21 protein-coding genes are annotated in these 19902 nt (G+C 48.5%); 13 read left to right on the forward strand and 8 right to left on the reverse strand.

What is annotated here, in order from left to right:
- The first annotated feature begins 31 nt into the window (after positions 1 to 31).
- On the forward strand, positions 32 to 1039 hold the full coding sequence (gene glsA / locus MHM93_RS09545) for a glutaminase A (RefSeq protein ID WP_130144898.1): 1008 nt from the start codon (positions 32 to 34) through the stop codon (positions 1037 to 1039).
- A 115-nt stretch (positions 1040 to 1154) separates the two neighbouring features.
- On the opposite strand, the gene MHM93_RS09550 is transcribed toward glsA, so the two are convergent.
- Positions 1155 to 1592: a hypothetical protein gene (locus MHM93_RS09550; RefSeq protein WP_026110933.1), complete on the reverse strand. Its 438-nt coding sequence runs from the start codon at positions 1590 to 1592 to the stop codon at positions 1155 to 1157.
- 316 nt (positions 1593 to 1908) lie between these two features.
- On the opposite strand from MHM93_RS09550, the gene xthA reads away from it, so the two are divergent.
- The 3 genes from xthA to rlmA are packed head-to-tail and all read left to right on the forward strand — an operon-like array spanning position 1909 to position 4150.
- Complete coding sequence (gene xthA, locus MHM93_RS09555; RefSeq protein ID WP_045978660.1) at positions 1909 to 2712, forward strand: exodeoxyribonuclease III; 804 nt, start codon at positions 1909 to 1911, stop codon at positions 2710 to 2712.
- 8 nt (positions 2713 to 2720) lie between these two features.
- Positions 2721 to 3344 carry an energy-coupling factor ABC transporter permease gene (locus MHM93_RS09560; protein WP_130144894.1) on the forward strand — a complete coding sequence of 208 codons (624 nt, stop codon included), beginning with the start codon at positions 2721 to 2723 and terminating at the stop codon, positions 3342 to 3344.
- Entirely contained in the window at positions 3341 to 4150 is an 810-nt protein-coding gene (gene rlmA, locus MHM93_RS09565) for a 23S rRNA (guanine(745)-N(1))-methyltransferase (RefSeq protein WP_239448902.1), read from the forward strand. Before MHM93_RS09560 ends, rlmA begins: the two co-directional genes overlap by 4 nt.
- Here the strand turns inward: rlmA and yfbV are convergent.
- A complete protein-coding gene (gene yfbV, locus MHM93_RS09570) occupies positions 4135 to 4581 on the reverse strand; it encodes a terminus macrodomain insulation protein YfbV (protein ID WP_022943645.1) in 447 nt (148 codons plus the stop codon). The genes rlmA and yfbV overlap by 16 nt on opposite strands.
- A 177-nt stretch (positions 4582 to 4758) precedes the next feature.
- Between yfbV and MHM93_RS09575 the strand changes: the two genes are divergently transcribed.
- From MHM93_RS09575 to MHM93_RS09605, 7 genes are all read left to right on the forward strand, one after another.
- Positions 4759 to 5961, forward strand: a complete 1203-nt coding sequence (locus MHM93_RS09575) for an acetate kinase (RefSeq protein WP_239448903.1) — start codon at positions 4759 to 4761, stop codon at positions 5959 to 5961.
- Positions 5961 to 8126, forward strand: coding sequence for a phosphate acetyltransferase (gene pta / locus MHM93_RS09580; RefSeq protein WP_138510216.1), 2166 nt, complete (start codon positions 5961 to 5963; stop codon positions 8124 to 8126). The genes MHM93_RS09575 and pta overlap by 1 nt, the downstream gene beginning before the upstream one ends.
- 250 nt (positions 8127 to 8376) lie before the next feature.
- Positions 8377 to 8760, forward strand: coding sequence for an ACT domain-containing protein (locus tag MHM93_RS09585; protein WP_022943642.1), 384 nt, complete (start codon positions 8377 to 8379; stop codon positions 8758 to 8760).
- Positions 8757 to 9251 (forward strand): PTS glucose transporter subunit IIA, encoded by a 495-nt coding sequence (locus MHM93_RS09590; protein ID WP_275444194.1) that lies wholly within the window; start codon positions 8757 to 8759, stop codon positions 9249 to 9251. The genes MHM93_RS09585 and MHM93_RS09590 overlap by 4 nt, the downstream gene beginning before the upstream one ends.
- 5 nt (positions 9252 to 9256) lie before the next feature.
- On the forward strand, positions 9257 to 9610 hold the full coding sequence (locus MHM93_RS09595) for an ArsC family reductase (protein WP_239448907.1): 354 nt from the start codon (positions 9257 to 9259) through the stop codon (positions 9608 to 9610).
- Positions 9610 to 10740 carry a succinyl-diaminopimelate desuccinylase gene (gene dapE, locus MHM93_RS09600; protein ID WP_239449016.1) on the forward strand — a complete coding sequence of 377 codons (1131 nt, stop codon included), beginning with the start codon at positions 9610 to 9612 and terminating at the stop codon, positions 10738 to 10740. Before MHM93_RS09595 ends, dapE begins: the two co-directional genes overlap by 1 nt.
- The gene (locus MHM93_RS09605) at positions 10737 to 11420 is read left to right on the forward strand and encodes a M15 family metallopeptidase (protein WP_239448909.1); all 684 of its coding nucleotides are present in this window, start codon (positions 10737 to 10739) and stop codon (positions 11418 to 11420) included. The genes dapE and MHM93_RS09605 overlap by 4 nt, the downstream gene beginning before the upstream one ends.
- Here the strand turns inward: MHM93_RS09605 and MHM93_RS09610 are convergent.
- From MHM93_RS09610 to MHM93_RS09620, 3 genes are all read right to left on the reverse strand, one after another.
- Positions 11389 to 12279 carry a DMT family transporter gene (locus MHM93_RS09610; RefSeq protein WP_239448910.1) on the reverse strand — a complete coding sequence of 297 codons (891 nt, stop codon included), beginning with the start codon at positions 12277 to 12279 and terminating at the stop codon, positions 11389 to 11391. The two genes, MHM93_RS09605 and MHM93_RS09610, sit on opposite strands and share 32 nt — an antisense overlap.
- Before the next feature lie 126 nt (positions 12280 to 12405).
- Entirely contained in the window at positions 12406 to 13623 is a 1218-nt protein-coding gene (locus MHM93_RS09615) for a pyridoxal phosphate-dependent aminotransferase (RefSeq protein ID WP_239448911.1), read from the reverse strand.
- Between the two features lie 88 nt (positions 13624 to 13711).
- Entirely contained in the window at positions 13712 to 14053 is a 342-nt protein-coding gene (locus MHM93_RS09620) for an Hpt domain-containing protein (protein ID WP_239448912.1), read from the reverse strand.
- Between the two features lie 116 nt (positions 14054 to 14169).
- On the opposite strand from MHM93_RS09620, the gene MHM93_RS09625 reads away from it, so the two are divergent.
- Both MHM93_RS09625 and MHM93_RS09630 read left to right on the forward strand, forming a co-directional pair.
- Complete coding sequence (locus MHM93_RS09625; protein ID WP_239448913.1) at positions 14170 to 14760, forward strand: tRNA-uridine aminocarboxypropyltransferase; 591 nt, start codon at positions 14170 to 14172, stop codon at positions 14758 to 14760.
- Complete coding sequence (locus tag MHM93_RS09630; protein ID WP_239448914.1) at positions 14757 to 15548, forward strand: CLCA_X family protein; 792 nt, start codon at positions 14757 to 14759, stop codon at positions 15546 to 15548. The genes MHM93_RS09625 and MHM93_RS09630 overlap by 4 nt, the downstream gene beginning before the upstream one ends.
- On the opposite strand, the gene MHM93_RS09635 is transcribed toward MHM93_RS09630, so the two are convergent.
- From MHM93_RS09635 to apbC, 3 genes are all read right to left on the reverse strand, one after another.
- Positions 15490 to 17991, reverse strand: coding sequence for an EAL domain-containing protein (locus tag MHM93_RS09635; protein WP_239448919.1), 2502 nt, complete (start codon positions 17989 to 17991; stop codon positions 15490 to 15492). The genes MHM93_RS09630 and MHM93_RS09635 overlap by 59 nt on opposite strands.
- 90 nt (positions 17992 to 18081) lie before the next feature.
- Entirely contained in the window at positions 18082 to 18672 is a 591-nt protein-coding gene (gene dcd, locus MHM93_RS09640) for a dCTP deaminase (RefSeq protein WP_022943631.1), read from the reverse strand.
- 2 nt (positions 18673 to 18674) lie between these two features.
- Positions 18675 to 19760 (reverse strand): iron-sulfur cluster carrier protein ApbC, encoded by a 1086-nt coding sequence (gene apbC, locus MHM93_RS09645; RefSeq protein WP_239448921.1) that lies wholly within the window; start codon positions 19758 to 19760, stop codon positions 18675 to 18677.
- Positions 19761 to 19902: the final 142 nt, after the last annotated feature.

Here is a 19902-nt window from a genome sequence, read left to right on the forward strand (position 1 = left end):
GTGCTCAACCCCTTAATAGGACAGTGAAACAATGAAAACGTGGATAAGTTCAGCCTTTTTATCATTCATTATTTTGTGCAGTACCGCCTGTTTGGCTCGCCCTTATGACCCACAGAAGGTCGAGCAAGTGCTCAATACTGCTCATGCTTTATACAAAGATACCAATGCAGGAGCCAACGCCGATTATATCCCGGCTCTGGCCAAAGTGGACTCTAGTTTATTTGCCATTGCTATCGTCACCGCTGATGGTCAAGTATTCACTCAAGGTGATATTGACGCCACATTTTCAATTCAGTCCATTTCGAAGGTATTTACGCTCGCCTTAGCCATGGAGCAGCAAGGCAGCGCAGCAATAGTCGATAAAATCGGCGTCAACGCCACAGGGTTACCATTTAATTCTGTTGCTGCCATCGAGCTGAACCAAGACCGCTCAGTCAATCCACTGGTCAATGCCGGGGCCATGGCCACAGTGAGTCTGCTAGAAGGTGATAAGACGCAGCAAAAATGGCAGTCGATTGCTACTTGGTATGATCAATTTGCTGGCCGAGAGCTGGCGGTGATGAACGAAGTATATCAATCAGAGTCGGCAACCAATGGCCACAACCTCGCTATCGCTGAACTGCTTAAGTCTTATGACCGCTTCTACGGTGATGTGGATATGAATTTAGATATCTATACACGTCAATGCTCAGTGGGAGTGACGACCAAAGACCTCGCGATGATGGCTTCCGTACTCGCGAATGGTGGCACGCACCCAGTCACTGGCGAAGCGCTAATGACAGCAGAAAATGTTCAACGTGTGCTGGCGGTGATGGCTACCGCAGGGCTTTATGAAACCAGTGGCGACTGGGCGTTTCAGGTAGGCTTACCAGCCAAAAGTGGTGTCGGTGGTGGCATTATCGCGGTGATGCCAGGCAAGTTTGCTATTGCTGCTTTTTCACCAAAACTTGATGAGGCTGGCAACAGTGTGCGCGCTCAGCGGGCGATAGATTATATCGCCGATAAGGCCAACGCCAATGTATTTAGTCATCTTGATTAATTGTCCCTATCCGCATTGACTTCGTTATCAACGATGCAACGAAAAACGCACCTTTTTCAAGGTGCGTTTTGATATCCAACTTGTGGAAAAATGACTGAGCGAGCTCAATCACTCATTAGATTGCAGCATTACGGTAACGCTTAACAAATTCTTTAACCGGCTGGCCGTTACAACGAAGGTTAGATAGACGCTTGTTCTGTAGGCTTAATGTGCTTAAACCTTTTTGCGCAGCTTCCAAACATAGTTGTGTTTCTCGCTGATTATTTTTAGCGTAAAGGCTCACTGCAGTGTCGCTATTTGCGTTTTCAACCGTCACATTTTTAGCGATATCACGAATATCTTGACCGTTGCAGTACAAGCTAGAAGACACGCGGCTTACACGAATGCCATGTTTTGCACCTAGCTCTTTTGCTGCCGCTAAACCTTGGTTCGCAGCTGCTACGCAGACCTGAGACTCAATACTGTCGTTTTTAGCAAAATAAACACGCTCTGTGCTGGCAAAAGCTGAAGTAGCGAATAAACAAGGGATAACAAGGGCAGTAAGTTTGGTCATGTAAGACTCCACAAAAATGAACGAGTGATCAAAATTTGAACTGAATTTTATATCCACAAAATACGATGTCAACTGCATTAGCTATGCAATTAAAAATATTTTAAAGAATTAACAATTCATATACGTAATCACATTTATCATGTAACAAATGCTTAATAGCTGTACTTTTTGCTCACAATTCAATCATCTTAAAAATGTCGACTCGTTCAGTAAGACTGCATTTTTAATCGAAACAAAAGCGTAGCCATTTTTACTTGTCGACGGGCTTGGTATACTGCCAACAACGCCGTTATTTAGTGCAAAAGGATCTCCGGACATGAAACTTATCTCATTTAATATCAATGGCATTCGCGCAAGGTTACACCAACTGCAGGCGCTATTGGAAAAACACAACCCTGATGTCGTTGGCCTTCAGGAGATTAAAGTACATGACGACTTATTCCCTGTCGCCGATGTTGAAGCCATGGGCTACCACGTGTATTTTCACGGGCAGAAAGGTCATTACGGCGTGGCAATGCTAACCAAAAACCCCGCTAAGCAGGTGAAAAAAGGCTTCTCTACCGATACCGATGATCATCAAAAACGCATGATTGCCGTTACTGTGGAAGATAGCCATGGTGATGATGTTACGGTGCTAAATGGTTATTTCCCGCAAGGCGATAACATCAATCATGAAACCAAGTTCCCTTATAAACGACAGTTTTACGCTGATTTGATGACCGAATTGGATAGCCATTACCACGCTGACAGTAAATTAGCCGTTATGGGGGATATCAACATTTCCCCAACCGACCTAGACATCGGTATTGGTGAAGCGAATAAAAAGCGTTGGCTAAAAACCGGAAAATGCTCATTTCAACCACAAGAACGCGAGTGGCTGGATACACTGCTGGCCTGGGGCTTGGTCGATACCTATCGCCAATGCCACCCAGATACGGACGACCAATTTTCTTGGTTTGACTATCGTTCGAAAGGCTTCGATGATAACCGAGGACTGCGAATTGATGTAATTTTGGCGACCAAGGCATTGGCGAGCACCCTGAGTGACAGCGGCATTGATTATGAGTTAAGAGGCATTGAAAAGCCTTCTGATCACGCCCCAATTTGGAGCACTTTTTAAACGCAGCCATGAGCTATATCATACTTGCAATTATCCTTGCCCTGAGCATCGATAAAGCCAGTTTAACCGGGTTGATAGCGCATCCTGCTCGGCAAAAAGGCTTATTTGCCTGCGCCTTAGTACTGGCACTACTTTGGCGTATCAAGGCAGGTATATTCCCGGGCCTAGATATCCATATTCTTGGCGTCACTGCGGTCACTCTGATCTTAGGCTGGCGCCTAGCGACACTGGCCAGTGTATTAGCAACGGCCTTGTTGCTGGCGTTTTCCGTGGTCAGTATTGAAAGTGCAGCAACCTTCATCATACTGACGGCGCTGATCCCTATTTACTTTAGCTATTTGTTATTTATTGTGGTGTATCACGCCCTTCCCCGGCATCTGTTCATCTATATTTTTGTTTGTAGCTTTTTGTGTGCAGCATTGGCCAATTGCCTGAAAATTTTTGTCGGTGCCGGCTATTTTTGGTTTATCGGTAGTTATGATTGGGTAACGCTCACTGAAAACTACCTATTTTTAAGCGCCCTGATCTGGTTTCCCGAAGCGATGCTAAATGGCATGGCTATGACATTGATGGTGATCTATCGGCCACACTGGGTGCGCACCTTTTATGATAAGGAATACCTCTCTCAATGAGTGCTTACTGTTGTCCTCTTTGCCAGCAACCGCTGCAACGTCAAAACCAAGCATTGGTGTGCGCCAAGGGCCATCAATTTGATTATGCCAAAGAGGGATACGTCAACTTGCTCCCGGTACAGTTTAAAAAATCCAAACAACCTGGAGATAATCAGGGCATGGTGCAGGCGCGAAGACGATTTTTAAATGCGGGCCACTACCAATTTATGCGTGATGCGCTGGCGAAAGAAGTCTCGGCGTGTTACTCGGGAACAGGTTATGTTGTCGATATGGGCTGCGGTGAAGGCTACTATAGCGCAGCGATGGCAGCACAACTCCAAGACCCAGAGCTTGTTCATGGCATTGACATTGCAAAACCTGCCGTGCGTTATGGAGCCAAGCGCTACCCTGGTTGTCAGTTTGCCGTGGCGTCAACCAAACAAATGCCCATGGCCAGTGGCTGCGCCAGTGTGGTGAGCAGCGTATTTGCCCCTATTTTCGCCGATGAAAGCGCACGCTTGTTACAGGACAACGGCCACCTTATTGTTGTTTCGCCAGGGCCAAGACACTTAGCGCAGTTAAAAGCGCTCATATATCAACAGGTGCGCGAGCACACTGCTCCTGACACACCGCCCGGATTCAATCGGCAACGGCAACAGTTGTTACAACAGCAAATTTCATTACCTGGAGAAGATGCCAGAGATTTAGCCCTGATGACACCCTTTGCATGGAAGTTCAGTGAAATTCAAATGGCAGATTTGGCAAGCGCCGATGAGGTGACTATCGACGCCGAGTTTTTCATTACGGTGTATCAGAAAATATCCTGACGAAAGGCTTTGTCCATTTTTTCAAACATATCACGGAGCAACTTAGCCAACTCCATATAGCAAGGTTTAGTTTTTGCTGGTGCTCCTTGATATCCTTGTGCCGCCATCTTCTCGTGAAGTTCACGATACCACAGTGCCATACTTGGTGGCAGCGGTGTCTCAGCACGTTTTCCGAGCCATAACAAACCTTGCACCGGTAAAGACAAGATCAGTAAGGCGCATGCAAGAGCGGGCCCCAAAAACTGTTGCCCCAACACCTGAAGCTGAATCACTAAACTTGTCAGTGCCACCGCAGGCATGATTTTGATAGCGAAGGCCGTGGCATTCACCACCCTGTTTTCTATAAACAGCGGCGCTAGCTCACGCCGTAGCGGCCACACTTTAGTGTACTGGTGACCTTGCTGTATTTGCGAAATAAGACTTTTTTGCATTTGCGCCTCTAACAACTAACGCTATGTCTGAAATTAAGGTAAAATATATATCACCTATCAATTATACCTTAGTCTAGTTTTGCACTAGGTTCACCTAAGGATTATAGCTAATCTTTTGGCGCCCGACTAAGTTCATTGATGGGTTCACGTTCCTACATTCAACCACAGGTCTATTTAATGTCTGTACAACACGTCCTCGTAGTCAATTGTGGCAGCTCAAGTTTGAAGTTCGCTGTTATGGATGCCAACTCTGGCGATGAACTACTCACTGGATTAGCAGAACGTCTGCACAGTGACGACGCCACCTTAAAGTATAAATTTGCTGGCGACAAGCATACTAACGCCTTACCTAAGGGCGCCGATCACCAAACAGCGATCAATACCCTGGTCACGCTTATTGGTAATTTCTCTTTGAGCCAACATTTAATCGCCGTAGGTCATCGTGTGGTGCATGGCGGCGAACAATTCACCGGCTCGCAGATTATCACTCCCCATATTATTGATGCCATTACTCAAACGGCACAATTAGCGCCATTGCATAACCCAGCAAACCTAACGGGCATTCGTGCTGCACAGGCGGCATTTCCTGAGCTCGTTCAGGTTGCCGTATTTGATACCGCCTTCCATCAAACGATGCCTGAGCATGCTTATTTATATGCCTTGCCTTACTCATTATATGAGCGCCATGGTGTGCGACGTTACGGCTTTCATGGTACCAGTCATGCGTATGTGAGTTTAATGGCTATTAAAGAGCTTGGATTAGATGCAGATAACAGCCGCATCATTAGTGCTCACCTCGGCAATGGCTGCTCGGTGTGTGCGATAAAAAATGGCCGCAGTGTTGACACCAGCATGGGGCTCACTCCTTTAGAGGGCGTGGTGATGGGCACTCGCAGTGGTGATATCGACCCGGGACTGTTTGACTTTCTGACTAACCAACTAGGTTATGCCAGTGCAGAAGTCAGCGACATACTCAACAAGCAAAGTGGCTTGTTGGGGATCAGCGAATTATCCAATGACTGTCGCACCATAGAAGAGGCGCATGTAGCTGGCAATGCCAAGGCTACCCTGGCCCTGGATATTTTCTGTTACCGTCTGGCTAAGCAGATTGCTGCTTATTTAGTACCGCTTGCTGGTCTCGATGCACTTATCTTTACCGGAGGCATTGGCGAAAACTCAGACATTATTCGCGCTAAAGTGCTCGCCCATTTAGCCTTTTTAGATATCCATGTTGATGCAGAGAGTAACCTTGCGGCCCGCTTTGGCAACCTCGGCGTTATTACCACGGCAACCAGCCATGCTCAGGCGGTGGTGATCCCCACCAATGAGGAGTGGATGATTTGCCAAGATGCCGCTCGCCTAGCAAAAGGAGTATCATAATGTCACGTCGTATTATGCTCATTCCCGTCTCCACGGGGGTCGGCCTTACCTCTGTATCCGTGGGCTTAGTGAGGGCCTTGGAACAAAAAGCCATCAAAGTAAACTTCTTTAAACCCATTGCCCAACCCCGTCGTGGCGAGTGTGGACCTGAGAAATCGACTGCGATCGTGAAAATCGGCTCTAGCATCAATCCACCGGAGCCATTTTCTTTGACCTACGCTGAAAATATGATTGGCGATGGCAAAGGAAATACCTTGCTTGAAGAGATCGTTGAGCGTTTTGAAAGTGCAATTCATGATGATGAAATTGCCATCATTGAGGGCATGGTACCAACCAGAAACCAACCTTATGCGGGGCGTGTGAACCGGGAAATAGCCCAGACTCTTGGCGCTGATATTGTGTTTGTAGTGACCCCCAGTAATGACTCTTTAGAGGAGTTAGAGGACAAAATTGAGATAGCCGCTGGCAATTACGGTGGCATCAGTCACCCGCGTGTGCTTGGTTGTATCTTTAACAAAGTGAATGCGCCGCTTGATGAACAAGGCCGTGCACGGGCCGACTTGGTTGAGCAATTCAACCCGGAGCAACTAGAAAATGAGCTGCACCGTTTAGCCTCGATGCCGCTATTTCGCCGGCAACCATTTCGCTTGCTCGGTAGCATCCCATGGGATTTCGAGCTGGTCGCTCCAAGAGCCATCGATTTAGCACAGTATCTTGATGCTAAAGTGATTCATCAAGGCGATTTATTGCATCGGCGCTTACGTCGCGTAACCTTTTGTGCGCGCACCGTGTCTAACTTACTTAACCATATCTCTCCCGGGGTGTTACTGGTTACACCGGGGGACCGTTCAGATGTGTTAGTTGCAGGTTGCTTATCGGCGATGAACGGCACCAAGATAGGAGCCATTTTGCTCACCGGTGATATTGAACCTGAGCCCCGTATTATGGCGCTGTGCCAACAGGCTATGGAACAAACCGGCCTGCCTATTTTAGCTACCGAGCACGATACGTGGCGCACGTCATTATTGCTGCATAACTTTAACCTTGAAGTGCCCTGCGATGATGAACAGCGCGTTGATAAAGTTAAGGCGCACCAAGCCACCTATATCGATAGTCAGTGGCTCGATAGCTTGGCGCAAAGTTCGCAGAAAACACGTAAACTCTCGCCGCCAGCATTTCGTTACTTGCTTACCGATAAGGCTCGTAGAGCCAACAAAACCGTAGTCCTGCCGGAAGGCGAAGAGCCACGCACCATCAAGGCTGCGGCTATTTGTGGTGAGCGCGGCATTGCCCGGACTGTGCTATTGGGCGACCCTCAAGAGATCGCGCGTATCGCTGAGCAACAAGGCGTGGAACTCAATGACTATGTTCAACTTGTTGACCCTGACAGCATCCGCGCTAACTACGTTGCACCTATGGTTGAGCTGCGTAAGAACAAGGGTCTTACCCATGTTGTCGCCGAGGAATTGCTGCAAGATAACGTTGTGCTGGGCACCATGATGTTAGCCGAAGGCGAAGTCGATGGGCTAGTATCTGGGGCTGTCAATACCACAGCCAACACCATTCGCCCACCGCTGCAGTTGATTAAAACGGCGCCAGGCTCATCACTGGTATCATCGGTCTTTTTCATGTTGCTGCCAGATCAAGTACTGGTTTATGGCGATTGTGCTATTAACCCAGACCCAACGGCGGAACAATTGGCAGATATTGCTATCCAGTCGGCAGATTCAGCCGCCGCTTTTGGCATTGAACCCAGGGTGGCGATGATCAGCTACAGCACCGGTAGCTCGGGCGCGGGCGCCGACGTCGAAAAAGTACGGACCGCCACTGAATTAGCGCAACAAAAACGTCCCGACCTTATCATTGATGGGCCACTGCAATATGATGCCGCGATCATGGAAAATGTAGCGCGCAAAAAGGCCCCAAATAGCCCGGTAGCCGGACAGGCAACGGTGTTTATATTTCCTGACTTGAATACCGGCAATACCACCTATAAAGCTGTACAGCGAAGCGCCGAGTTAGTGAGTATTGGCCCGATGCTTCAAGGCATGCGTAAACCGGTGAATGACTTAAGCCGTGGTGCCTTAGTGGATGACATCGTCTACACCATCGCACTCACAGCAATTCAAGCACAACAAGCAGCTGAGCAACTGAGCGACGCCTGAACAATAATCAGGCAGTACAAATAAGTGCTGCCTTTTCATAAAGTTATAGACTATTAACCACGCTACCCCCAAACTTATCCACAGCTTTTGTTAGCAACTTATTTTGTCGCCATGGCCCTTACGGCTCGACCCCACTCTTAATATCCATTTATGTTGGATTTGCTTATAATCTAACTAAGCAAAAGCAAAGTCCCTAGACCCGTCGAGTTATTTTCGGTATAAGTTAACTTTAACCTCAAAGGGGATCGTTATGGCTAAACAAACGCTACAATTGCTTGCGAACGACTTTACGATTCATAGCTTTGAGAGCACCAGCGAGATCCCCAAAGCCATTACCCAAAGCGAGTTTTATTTCGTTGCCAAAACAGCTGAAGAGCTTTCCGTTGTATGCAACAGCGATATTGAGCTTGATAGTTTAGAGCAAGAACCAGGCTGGGTGGCCTTTGAAGTACTCGGTCCCCTTGGCTTTTCGCTTACAGGTATATTGTCTAATATTTCCGGCGTGTTGGCACAAGCGAACATTTCCATTTTTGCTGTATCTACCTTTGATACAGACTATATTTTGGTTAAACGCGTACAGGCAAAAAATGCCATGTCGACACTTAAAAAAGAAGGTTACACCGTTCGCTCATGAGCCAAGTTAGTCAATTTTGCTTGCCAGCTCAGTTACCCCCTTCACCCACCCTAACACTGTGTGCTCCTGTGAGCGGCCAAGTGCACCCTATAAGTTGCCTGCCCAGCGCACTTATGGCACATGGTTTACTTGGCGCTGGGGTGTGTATCGAGATGCATTCACATAAGTTGGTAGCCCCTTGCGACGGTCAGCTAATCAGCGTTGATATGGGTGCCAAACAATGGCGCTTTAAAAGCAATAACGGCGTGCATATATTAGTGCATTTACACAGCGATGAGCCCACGCTAACGAATAAGGCAAAACTATCGGCGCTTAACTGCACCCCTGTACGCAAGGGGATGCAACTCGCTTACTTTGACCTACGCCAGTTTAAATCGGCACCTCGGGTCGCTATGATAGTGACCCACACACGTTTTAGCGCAGAGATATTATTTAGCCACAAGCAGGCACATTGCGCTGAGCCTTTGTTATTCATTTATCACAAGAAGTAGATTTCATGAGCATCATTCTTTACGGCATTAGTAATTGCGACACCATTAAAAAAGCGAAAAAGCACTTAGATAATTTGGGCGTCGATTATTCATTTCACGATTATCGCAAACACGGTCTCGACAGTGACCTGGTGGCACAACTCGAAGCCCTGTTTGGCTGGCAAACCATGGTCAATAAACGAGGCACCACCTATCGCCAACTCAGTGATGAGCAAAAACAGCAGCTTGATAAAGACAGCGCCATGGCATTAATGGTTGAACATCCAGCATTAATCAAGCGCCCTATTCTACGCACTGACGATCAGGCATTAATTGGCTATAAAGCGGTCGATTACGACAATATGTTCGCTAAGAGCTAATTATGAGTGATGTCATAAACCTAGCTAAAGAGCTGATGCGCCGGCGCTCGGTGACCCCTGATGACGCCGGTTGCCAGCATGTGATCAGTGAACGTTTAGCCAAGGTGGGCTTTAACAATGAGCCGATGTTCTTTGTTGATACCCTAAACACCTGGTCACGACGTAATAATCAGCCCCCCAATGTCTGCTTTGCTGGGCACACCGATGTGGTACCTACCGGCGATGAGAGCCAATGGCAATTCCCACCCTTTGCCGCTACAGAGCACGATGGTTACTTACACGGGCGCGGTGCCGCTGATATGAAAGGGTCATTGGCAGCGATGGTGGTAGCAACCGAGCGTTTCGTAAAAAAACATCCTGATCATAAAGGTTCAATCTCATTTCTTATCACCTCTGATGAGGAAGGACCCTTTATTAATGGCACCACTCGGGTTATCGATACACTGCAAGCACGTAATGAGCACATAGACATGTGCATTGTCGGCGAGCCTTCATCCACAGATAAACTAGCTGATGTCGTTAAAAATGGCCGCCGTGGCTCATTAACTGCGTTTTTAACCGTCAAAGGTAAACAAGGGCACGTAGCTTACCCCCATTTAGCCGATAACCCCGTCCATCGCGCCACTGGTTTTCTAGACGCTTTGTGTGCTGAAAAGTGGGATGAAGGAAACGCATACTTCCCTGCCACCAGCATGCAAATCTCCAATATCAATGCAGGAACCGGAGCGGGAAATGTAATTCCAGGGGATTTAGAGGTGCAATTTAACTTTCGTTACAGCACCGAAGTGACGGCACCACAACTACAGCAACGCGTTGTGCAATTGTTACACCAACACCAGCTCCCCTATGAGCTCAGTTGGGTGCACAATGGTGAACCCTTTATCACTGAGCCGGGTGAGCTGATTGACGCTGTCCAACAGGCAATTCATAGCCAATTGGGTTATCAAGCCGAGTTGCAAACCAGCGGCGGTACCTCTGATGGCCGCTTTATCGCCCCCACAGGGGCAAAAGTCGTCGAGCTTGGGCCGCGTAATGCAACTATTCACCAAGTGAACGAATGCGTAAGTTGTGCTGATTTAGACAACCTTGCGCTCATTTATGAGGGAATTTTGGAACGTTTACTCACATGAATCTAGCGATGTGTGCCACAGGGCGAAGTGACGAGCACTTAGTCAGTTATCAACAGCAATCTGTCCACCATGAGGCGCTACACGATTTGAAGCGGTTGCAGCGCGGGGCTGCAAAGGACGGTATTGATTTACGCGTAGCCTCGGCGTTTCGTTCGTTCTCACGCCAAGCTGCGATTTGGAATGCAAAATTTAATGGCCACCGCAGTGTATTAGATATCAATGAGCAGGTAGTCGAGTTGTCGCACCTCAATACTTTGCAACGATGCCAAGCTATTATGTTATTTTCAGCTCTCCCCGGTGCCAGTCGGCATCATTTTGGTACTGACTTTGATGTCTGGGACAGTGGCGCTGTCAGCGACGACTATGCGCTGGCATTAACGCAGCAAGAATATGCACCCACAGGGCCTTTTGCACAGTTATCTCAATGGTTGGATGAGCACATGGCCGAGTACGGCTTTTACCGACCGTACGATTGTTATCGCGGAGGCGTGGCGCCGGAGCCGTGGCACATTAGCCATATAACCAGCGCCAGTATCTTGCTGCCTTGGCAAAACCCGAGCACCATCGCCGATGCCCTGCGCGACAGTGGCGTGGCTGGCCATGAGACAATCATGGCGCACCTCGATACCCTGTGTAAGCAGTTTGTTACTAATGTTGGCCCTGTTTTTGCCGCGCGATAATAAACACGCCAATTGCAGCCACTAATACGGCGGCACTGACCATGGCAGTGCCATCAATGCGCTCACCGAGCAAGACAGCCCCACCTACCATAGCCAGCGGCGGTACGCTGAGTTGCATCACCGCCGCTTGACTGGCTTTAATGCGCTGGATAACCCGATACCACAAGGCATACCCGAGCGCTGACGTTATAGCGCCCGAGACGAAAGCAAGCACAAGCCCTTTGGGGTGAGCAAATAATGTTTGTTGTGATACCAACACTCCAACCATAATTAGCAGTGAAAGCATTGCCGCACGTTGAAAATTATCTGCACTTGCCAAGGTCGCGTCTTTGCGGCCTTGCCCGAGTATACTGTAGCTGCCCCACGCGACACCGGCGACTATCATAATTCCGCTATACCCTAGATGCACATTCGTGCCCTGTGGGCTCAGCAAAATGAAAAAGGCTGTCATCGCCACCAGTAGCATCACCCATTGCAAAACGCTGAAGCGCTCTTTGTGTAACAGGGCCCAAGAGATCATGCAAAACTGCACCGCACTGAACAGTAGCAAGGCGCCTAGGCCAGCATCTAAGCTAATGTATGCAACCGAAAAAGCAAACATGTAAACGGTTAAGCTTATTGCCCCGAGCCAACTGCCCCCTGTTGCCCGCACCGATTTCTTTTGCCCTTGCCGACCCGTAGAGCACATCACCAGGAGTGTTAACATTAAAGCGCCGCTAACGGTGCGAATGGCGGCAAAGCTCAACGGATCAATATGCACCATGGCCAAAGCCTCACGATTGAGTAAGGAATTAGCAGCAAATGCGAGCATGCTCAGCAGCGCATACAACCAAGGAGCATACCGAGAGAGTGAGGGCATAGTGGTTTCCATGTGTGCTTAATTATTTAGTAGCAGACAGGCAAAAACGGTAAAATTTTTCACGGCTAAAGGCATTAAAAACCCAACGGTGCTTCACACCAACGATAGGCTGGCGTGATAACCCCACTAACTTTGCCGATACCGACTGAAAAAGCGCCCGATACGCTCCATCGCTGGTCGTAACTCATCTTTGTGCGGCAGGAACACAATGCGGAAGTGATCCGGCTCAGGCCAGTTAAAACCACGCCCATGCACCAACAGAATTTTCTCTTGCGTAAGCAAATCCAACACCATGGTCTCATCATTGGTGATATTAAAGCGTTTGGTATCGACCTTAGCAAAGCCATACAACGCGCCTTTGGGTTTGACACAACTAATGCCGTCAATATCGTTCAACCCTTGCCAAGCGATAGTACGCTGCTCGTACAAACGACCACCCGGCTCGATTAACGCATCAATGGATTGCACGCCCCCTAACGCTTGTTGAATTGCATTTTGTGCTGGCACATTGGCACATAAGCGCATCGAGGCAAGCATCTCTAGCCCTTTGATTAAGTCTGCCATCCTTTTGGTGGGCCCGCTTAGTACCATCCACCCCATACGTAAACCCGCTGCGCGATAAGTTTTCGCCAAGCCATTAAAGGTGATCACCGGGACATCGTCGCACAACGCTGCAATAGAGCTATGTGGCGTATTATCAAATAGAATTTTCTCGTAAATCTCATCACTTAAAAGTAATAAGTTGTGCTCGCGAGCGAGTGCGATAAGTTCATGCAAGAGCGCATTGCTATACACAGCTCCGGTGGGGTTATTGGGGTTAATTAATACCAGCGCCTTGGTCTTATTGGTGATTTTACTGCGAATATCGTCGATATCAGGAAACCAATCGGCCTGCTCATCACAGCGATAATGGACAGCTTTCCCTCCTGATAGCGTCACACAGGCACTCCACAAGGGGTAATCAGGGGAAGGAATAAGGATTTCATCGTCATTGTTAACCAGCGCTTGCGTCACCATTTGGATGAGCTCGCTGACCCCGTTACCAATAAAGATATTATCAACGCTAAGGTTGTGTAGGCCGCGTTGTTGATAATGCTGATATACGGCTACACGCGCCGAGTATAAACCCTTTGAATCGCAATAACCTTGTGCTGAGCTCAGGTTACGGATAATGTCTCGAAGCATGTCCTCTGGCATGTCAAAGCCAAACGCCGCAGGGTTTCCGATATTGAGCTTCAGGACTTTTTGCCCTTCATCTTCCATGGCCTTTGCGGCTTGTAAAACCGGACCACGAATATCGTAACACACACCCTGTAACTTCTGACTTTTGAGTATCTCGGACATACTTCCCCCTTAATCGAAATGCTCAGTTAGATTATCGGGCCCAAAGGGAAATTACCAGTAGCGACAGGGGGTTATTAATGAATTAATTTCAACTCTGTTGCTGCCACTGCTTCATTTGCACGACGCTACTGGCGATGACCTCATCCAAACTATCAATATCCTGCTGTAGTGACTGGCGCTCACCTTGAGATAACCCCTGCTCAAGACGTCGCGCAGTATCCGCTAAGGTGACAGCACCGAATTGCGCCGCATTCGACTTTAAGCTGTGAATGTTACGTATCGCTTCACTATCTTGGCTATCTAAGCTTTGCAAAAAAGCACCATGTAAGCGGGTAAATTCACTAAAGCAAAAGGTCAACGTCGCATCAAATTGATCGGCCAATAAACTTTCCATGGCAACCAGCGCATTCTCATCTATTTTTATTTCCATGATACTAATTCCTAAGGTTATTTCTTAAAGCATAAGCTGAGATTAGCAAATGGACAACTTGGAGCAAGCACTTAAAGCAATTACAATAGCGGTGTTTGCAATTTAATGGGGCATCTATGGCTCGGAATCTGTGCGCTCAGTGTCACTACCCAAGCTCTCACTGCGTGTGTAAATATGTTATTGCGGTTGAAAATACCATCACTGTGTGGATTTTACGCCATCCCCACGAGCTTAGCCAAGCTAAGAGCACCACGCCGCTTCTTCAGCTCGCTTTGAAGCGAATGAATGTCTGTACCGGTGAAAACCCAGAAGATTTTTTGGCTGTGCAAAGTATCCTTGATCAGGGCGTTGCGGTTGTCTATCCCAGTGAGCAGGCAAATGCCATTGAGCAACTTAGCGAGCAGCGCGGTGCCATCAAGCATATTATTCTACTCGATGGCACCTGGAGTAAAGTACATCGGTTGTGGCAGCTGAACCCCTGGCTCCATGCCCTGCCCAGCCTGACCTTCGCGCAGCCACCCGCAAGCGAGTATCGGATCCGTAAAGCAAACCGTGACGATAGCCTGTCGACGTTGGAAGCGGCAAATTATTGTTTGGCTCAGCTTGAAGGCCTATCAACACAGCCCCTAAAGCAACTATTGGCGGGGTTCGTCCAGGAACAGCTCAAAAACATGCCCGCGCATGTTCGTCAGCGGTACTCATCATGAGTCAGTTAATGGCAAAAAAGTACCGCCGAGGGCCTGATTACCGCTTTGGTGTTGATGTCGATTTTGCTGAAGTACGTGCCACGTTTGGCTTTCGAGCCATATCTCTTGGCCGCTGGGTGAGCACTGAGGAATGTCAGCGCGCCGCTAATTTAGTGTACGATGCGCTTGCGGACCTAACCCAAATTTTAGCCATCCCTCCCGAAGCGATTGGCCTGCGGCAAACCTTGACGTTGGCATTCGGTCAAGGCGGCCAGCTCGGTGTTCAAGCCCATTATCAAAGTACCACCCGGACCTTGGCATTGGCGAAAAACGCAGGCTGTGGTGCATTGGCTCATGAATGGTGGCATGCATTTGATCATTACATTAGCCGCTTTTTGTTCACTTCGCAGGTCAGCCGGCTCGCCTTTGCCAGCAAACTATGGCTGACGCGCGAAGATATCAATACACACCCCATGAACCAAGCGTTAAACTCTTTGTTCCGGCATTTATTTCTTGATGCCAGCGCGCATCATAGCTCCGATTACATGAAGCGCGCCATTGACCTTGATAATTCCGCTGGACGCCTTTACTTTGCGATGCCTGAAGAGCTTAGCGCACGCGCTTTTGAGCATTATATTCAAAGCCATACGCTGCAAAACCAGTATTTGGTCAATGGTACTAAACAAGGTGAGTTAGCAAAGCTTGGCGGCTACCCTACTGACGATGAAGCGCGCCTTCTAGCGCCCTACTTCAGCCGTTACTTTGCGATTTTGGGTCAAGCCCTAAGCCGAAGTCATGAGGCTGACTGAGCCATTGCATGTACTGAGCAACCGGCATAGGCTTAGCAAAATAATACCCCTGACCGATGTCACAACCATAGCTACGCATGTACTGCGCATCGCTCAGTGACTCAATCCCTTCTGCGACCACCATCGCTTGGAGACTTTGCGCTAGGTCGCAGGTGGCTTGGCATATTGACTGATCTTTTGGAGAGTCAGCAATATTGTGCACAAACTGCTTATCGATTTTGAGTTCGTTAAAGCCTAAGTAACTTAAATATGCCAATGATGAATAGCCGGTGCCAAAGTCATCAATGGCTAATTTCACACCAATGCGTCGGAATTCATCAAACACCGTTTTAGCGTTACGCTGACCGCCTATTGTCGCCGACTCTGTCAGCTCCAACATAATGCTCGATGGTGCGACCCGCTGCTCTTGTAGTGAGGTGAGAATATGCGTCGGCAGACTCTTATTGCTTAAGTCTCGACCGGAGATATTAATCGACATAACATGCTTGGGGGCGAACTCATGGAGTTTAGCCTGCAATGCAATACATTCGCTTAGCACCCATTCGGTTATTTCCATAATTTGCCCTGCCGACTCTGCAATGGGTATAAACTGGTCGGGGGTGATTAAGCCATTGCTAGGGTGTTGCCAACGCAGTAACACCTCGGCACCATAGACACTCTGATCTTGCAGACATATTTGCGGCTGCAAATAAATACGAAATTGGTTATCGCTGATGGCGGTCTTTAAATCTGAGGCTAAGCTTAAGCGCCGCTGCGAGCGAATACTGTCTTCCAAAGAGTACAGGTGCCACAACTGCCCGGGTAACCGGTCACGATATAAAGCTTGCATTGCGTAACGCACCAACTGCTCATGAGATTGGGCATGAAGTGGATAATTCGCAACACCAAAATCAACCTGGTCTATCAAGTGGGTATCATCAATCTCGACGCCCTCATTAAATACCGAATTGATCACGCATACCGCTTGCTCAATAGTGCTGAGCTCCAGTGTGCCACAAATCCCCAAAGCAAAAATATCGTCACTAAAGCGACACACCACAGCAGAATTCTGATGCCCCAGCGCCAATAGCGGTAACCCATCAAGTTGGTGTTCAACATGGTGGATCACCGATTTAATGTAACGGTCCGCGTGGCTAATACCGAAATTAGCGCGCGACTGCACCAACCCCCGAGGCTTAAACATAACCAGCGTGATTGCCTCGTGACGAGCGCTCTTCAAGGTTTTATCGAGTAATTGCTTATTTGCCAGACCGGTTCCAGAATCTGTATACACTATCTGGCGATGGGCCATCATTTGCCCACGCTCTCGCAGCGTCATCGCAAAGCCTATCAGCAAACAGTTCAATACTAAGGCAAAGGCAAACGCGGCGTACAAATAAATACCCACTTCATAAGGTCGCAGATAAAATAACGCTAACGCCAAGACCACTGTGGCCAAAGGTAGCCAACTAAAAGCCAATAACCTGCCCCAGCGCTGCATCGGACTGTATTTGACACTAGCAATAATGGCCAACACTAAGGTTGCGGCAAACAACACCTCCATGATTACTGCTTGGTGAGCCAAGGACATAAAGGGACTCACACTCGCGGCAACGCAGCCAACCCACAACGCGGCTATAAACACTTTATGCAGGGTTTTCGCACGCTCATCTAGCCTGAGTAATCGCGATAAAAAAAGTAATAAAGAGATGCATAAAATCACGCCGTTAAGCGCCGTGTAGTGAACCAAAAAGCTGTGCACACTCTGGGGAGTTAAAAATTTAGTAATGCCAACTTGGGCCAGTAGAAATAGGCTGCTACTGGCGATGTACAAAGCAAAAAATCCATAGTAGCCAGCGCGATAGGCAAGCCACACAGCGACGCAGTAGATCACGAAGCCAAGCATCAATCCTGAAAAGGACGACCACCCAAGCCAATGCTGCTGTTGCTCTTTATTAAATGCGAGTTCTGTTTGATGCTCGAGTGCAAAAAGCGCATTACGCTGCGCCTGCACGTGCACATACACAATACGGTCTTGTGCACCACTAATGGCCATCGAGGCGCCAACATCACGCCCCGGTGGCCAAGCCAATGACCCTGCGGCACTGTGACTCAGCAACCGGCCATTATCAAAAAGATAAAAGTCGATATTAAAAATGGCGGGGTTTTGCGCGCGCAAGTAACAGCTTGCACTGGGACAGCTATCAGCAGGCAGAGCAATCTTGAACCAATAATCCCCTCCCGCATTAAGCAGCATTGCTTCGCCCATCGCTACCATGCGACTTCCTACAAAGGGCTGTTGAGTTACCTGAGCTAATGACAGGGGCTGCTCGCTTTGCATCATCTCGACGCTGACATGCTGTTGGTCATCAGCCCGCGCACCACTATGCCCTGGAGCCAAAAATCCCAGCATAACGATAACCATGACCCACAAATGTGCGCTCAGTTTATGCTGCTTTACCATTAAGCCCCCGTGCAACGTCTTCCTTATACAGTATGGAAGAGGAGCACGATTTTTCCATGAAATTTAGATACTTTGTATTACAGCATAAGTTTATTGCTGACCATCATCACCAATGCGACTGGCGATGGCGCCGTCTTGTCCTTTGTATTTTGCATCTTCACGGGCATTATATGGCTTCTCAGCTGGGCTGGTGAGTGTTTCAAAGCTCATGGCACCAATTTTCATGTTCGGGCGCAGCGCCAGCGGCAGCTTTCCTGAATTATAAAACTCAAGGACAATATTGCCCGACCATCCCGGATCAATACGGTGGGCAGTCACATGAACCATTAAGCCCAAGCGTGCGAGCGATGACCGTCCATCGAGCCAACCAACAATATCAGCCGGTAAGGTCACCGACTCGTAAGTAATTGCCAAGGCGAGTTCCCCTGGATGAAGGAAAAAGGCTTCTCCTTCACCCAGCACGATTTCATCACTCATAATGGATTCCATAGCCGCGTTTAGCTGCGCTTTGGGGCCACTGAGATCAACATATGGGGCGGCATGATCTTGAAATACTCTAAATTTATTACCCAATCGCAAATCAACGCTGACGCCAGAGATGGCTTGCTCACCTGGCGTCGGGGTAATTTGAATTCGCTGCTCGGCCAAGTACTGTTTTATATGGGTATCTGATAAACGCATGGTTAGTCGTCCGTAAAAATAATCTCAACGCGCTGCTTAGCGCCCTGTTGGTAATAAAGCTCACTGGCACTGATACGCGCCGCATGAGCAAAGTAGTGGCCTAGCTCAGGATATTCATCACCCAAGTCCGCGCCTTGTTCCGAACATTGACGAATGCCCATCTCAAGCGGCAGCTGCGCTAATATAGGCACGCCATAACGCTGTGCCAGCTGTTGCGCTCCATCGGCACCAAAAATGTGGCTGGTTTCGCCACAGTGCGGGCATTGGAACTGACTCATATTTTCGATCAAACCGAGAATGGGGACGTTCACTTTTTCAAACATCTTCACGCCCTTGTGGGCATCGGCAAGGGCTAGGTCTTGTGGTGTTGTGACGATAATGGCTGCGCTGGCCGGTACTTTTTGTGACATAGTCAATTGAATGTCACCAGTACCTGGAGGCATGTCAACCAACAAGTAGTCAAGCTCGCCCCAATCTGTTTCCATGAGCAGTTGCGACAGCGCTTGCGAGGCCATCGGCCCGCGCCAGACGGTGGCATCATCGGGGTCTACCAAAAAGCCGATAGACTGCGCTTTGATGCCATGAACTTCAAATGGCAGCAAAGTATTTTCATCCTTGGCCTGAGGTTTTTCACCTTGCAAACCCAATAAAAGCGGGATAGAAGGGCCGTATATATCGGCATCGAGAATACCCACTTTCGCTCCCTCTCGACGAAGCGCCAACGCCATATTGACAGCACAGGTCGACTTTCCAACCCCACCTTTGCCAGAGGCCACGAGAATAATGTGCTTAATGGCTTTAAGACGCGGCGATTCTTGCAGTGTTACATCGATGTCAACACGCACATCACGTTGTAGTTGCTCGGCGATATACTGACGCAACGCCGGTTCCTCTTGAGCGCATGCAAAAGGAACATTGATGTGGCAATGCGTCTCGCTACAGTCACCACTAATAGCGTCTGGGGGAACCCCTACTGGAAATGCGGCGCTACGATACGACGCTAAACACTGTTGATATTGAGACGGCCATTTTGCTGGCTTGTGACTACCGAAAAGTGCGGATTTCACTTTTGAACCAAATCCTAACATGATAACTGCATAAATAATTAACGAAGCGTAATGAAAAGTGCCGCCAAATTATGTAACATTCGGGGCATTAACACCAGTCTATTCACCCCACTGATGCTCGGGAGGCGCTTATGATCATTATAAGCCCCGATATTAGCGGGAG

This window comes from Pseudoalteromonas sp. MM17-2, assembly GCF_022347945.1.
Lineage (GTDB): Bacteria > Pseudomonadota > Gammaproteobacteria > Enterobacterales > Alteromonadaceae > Pseudoalteromonas > Pseudoalteromonas ruthenica.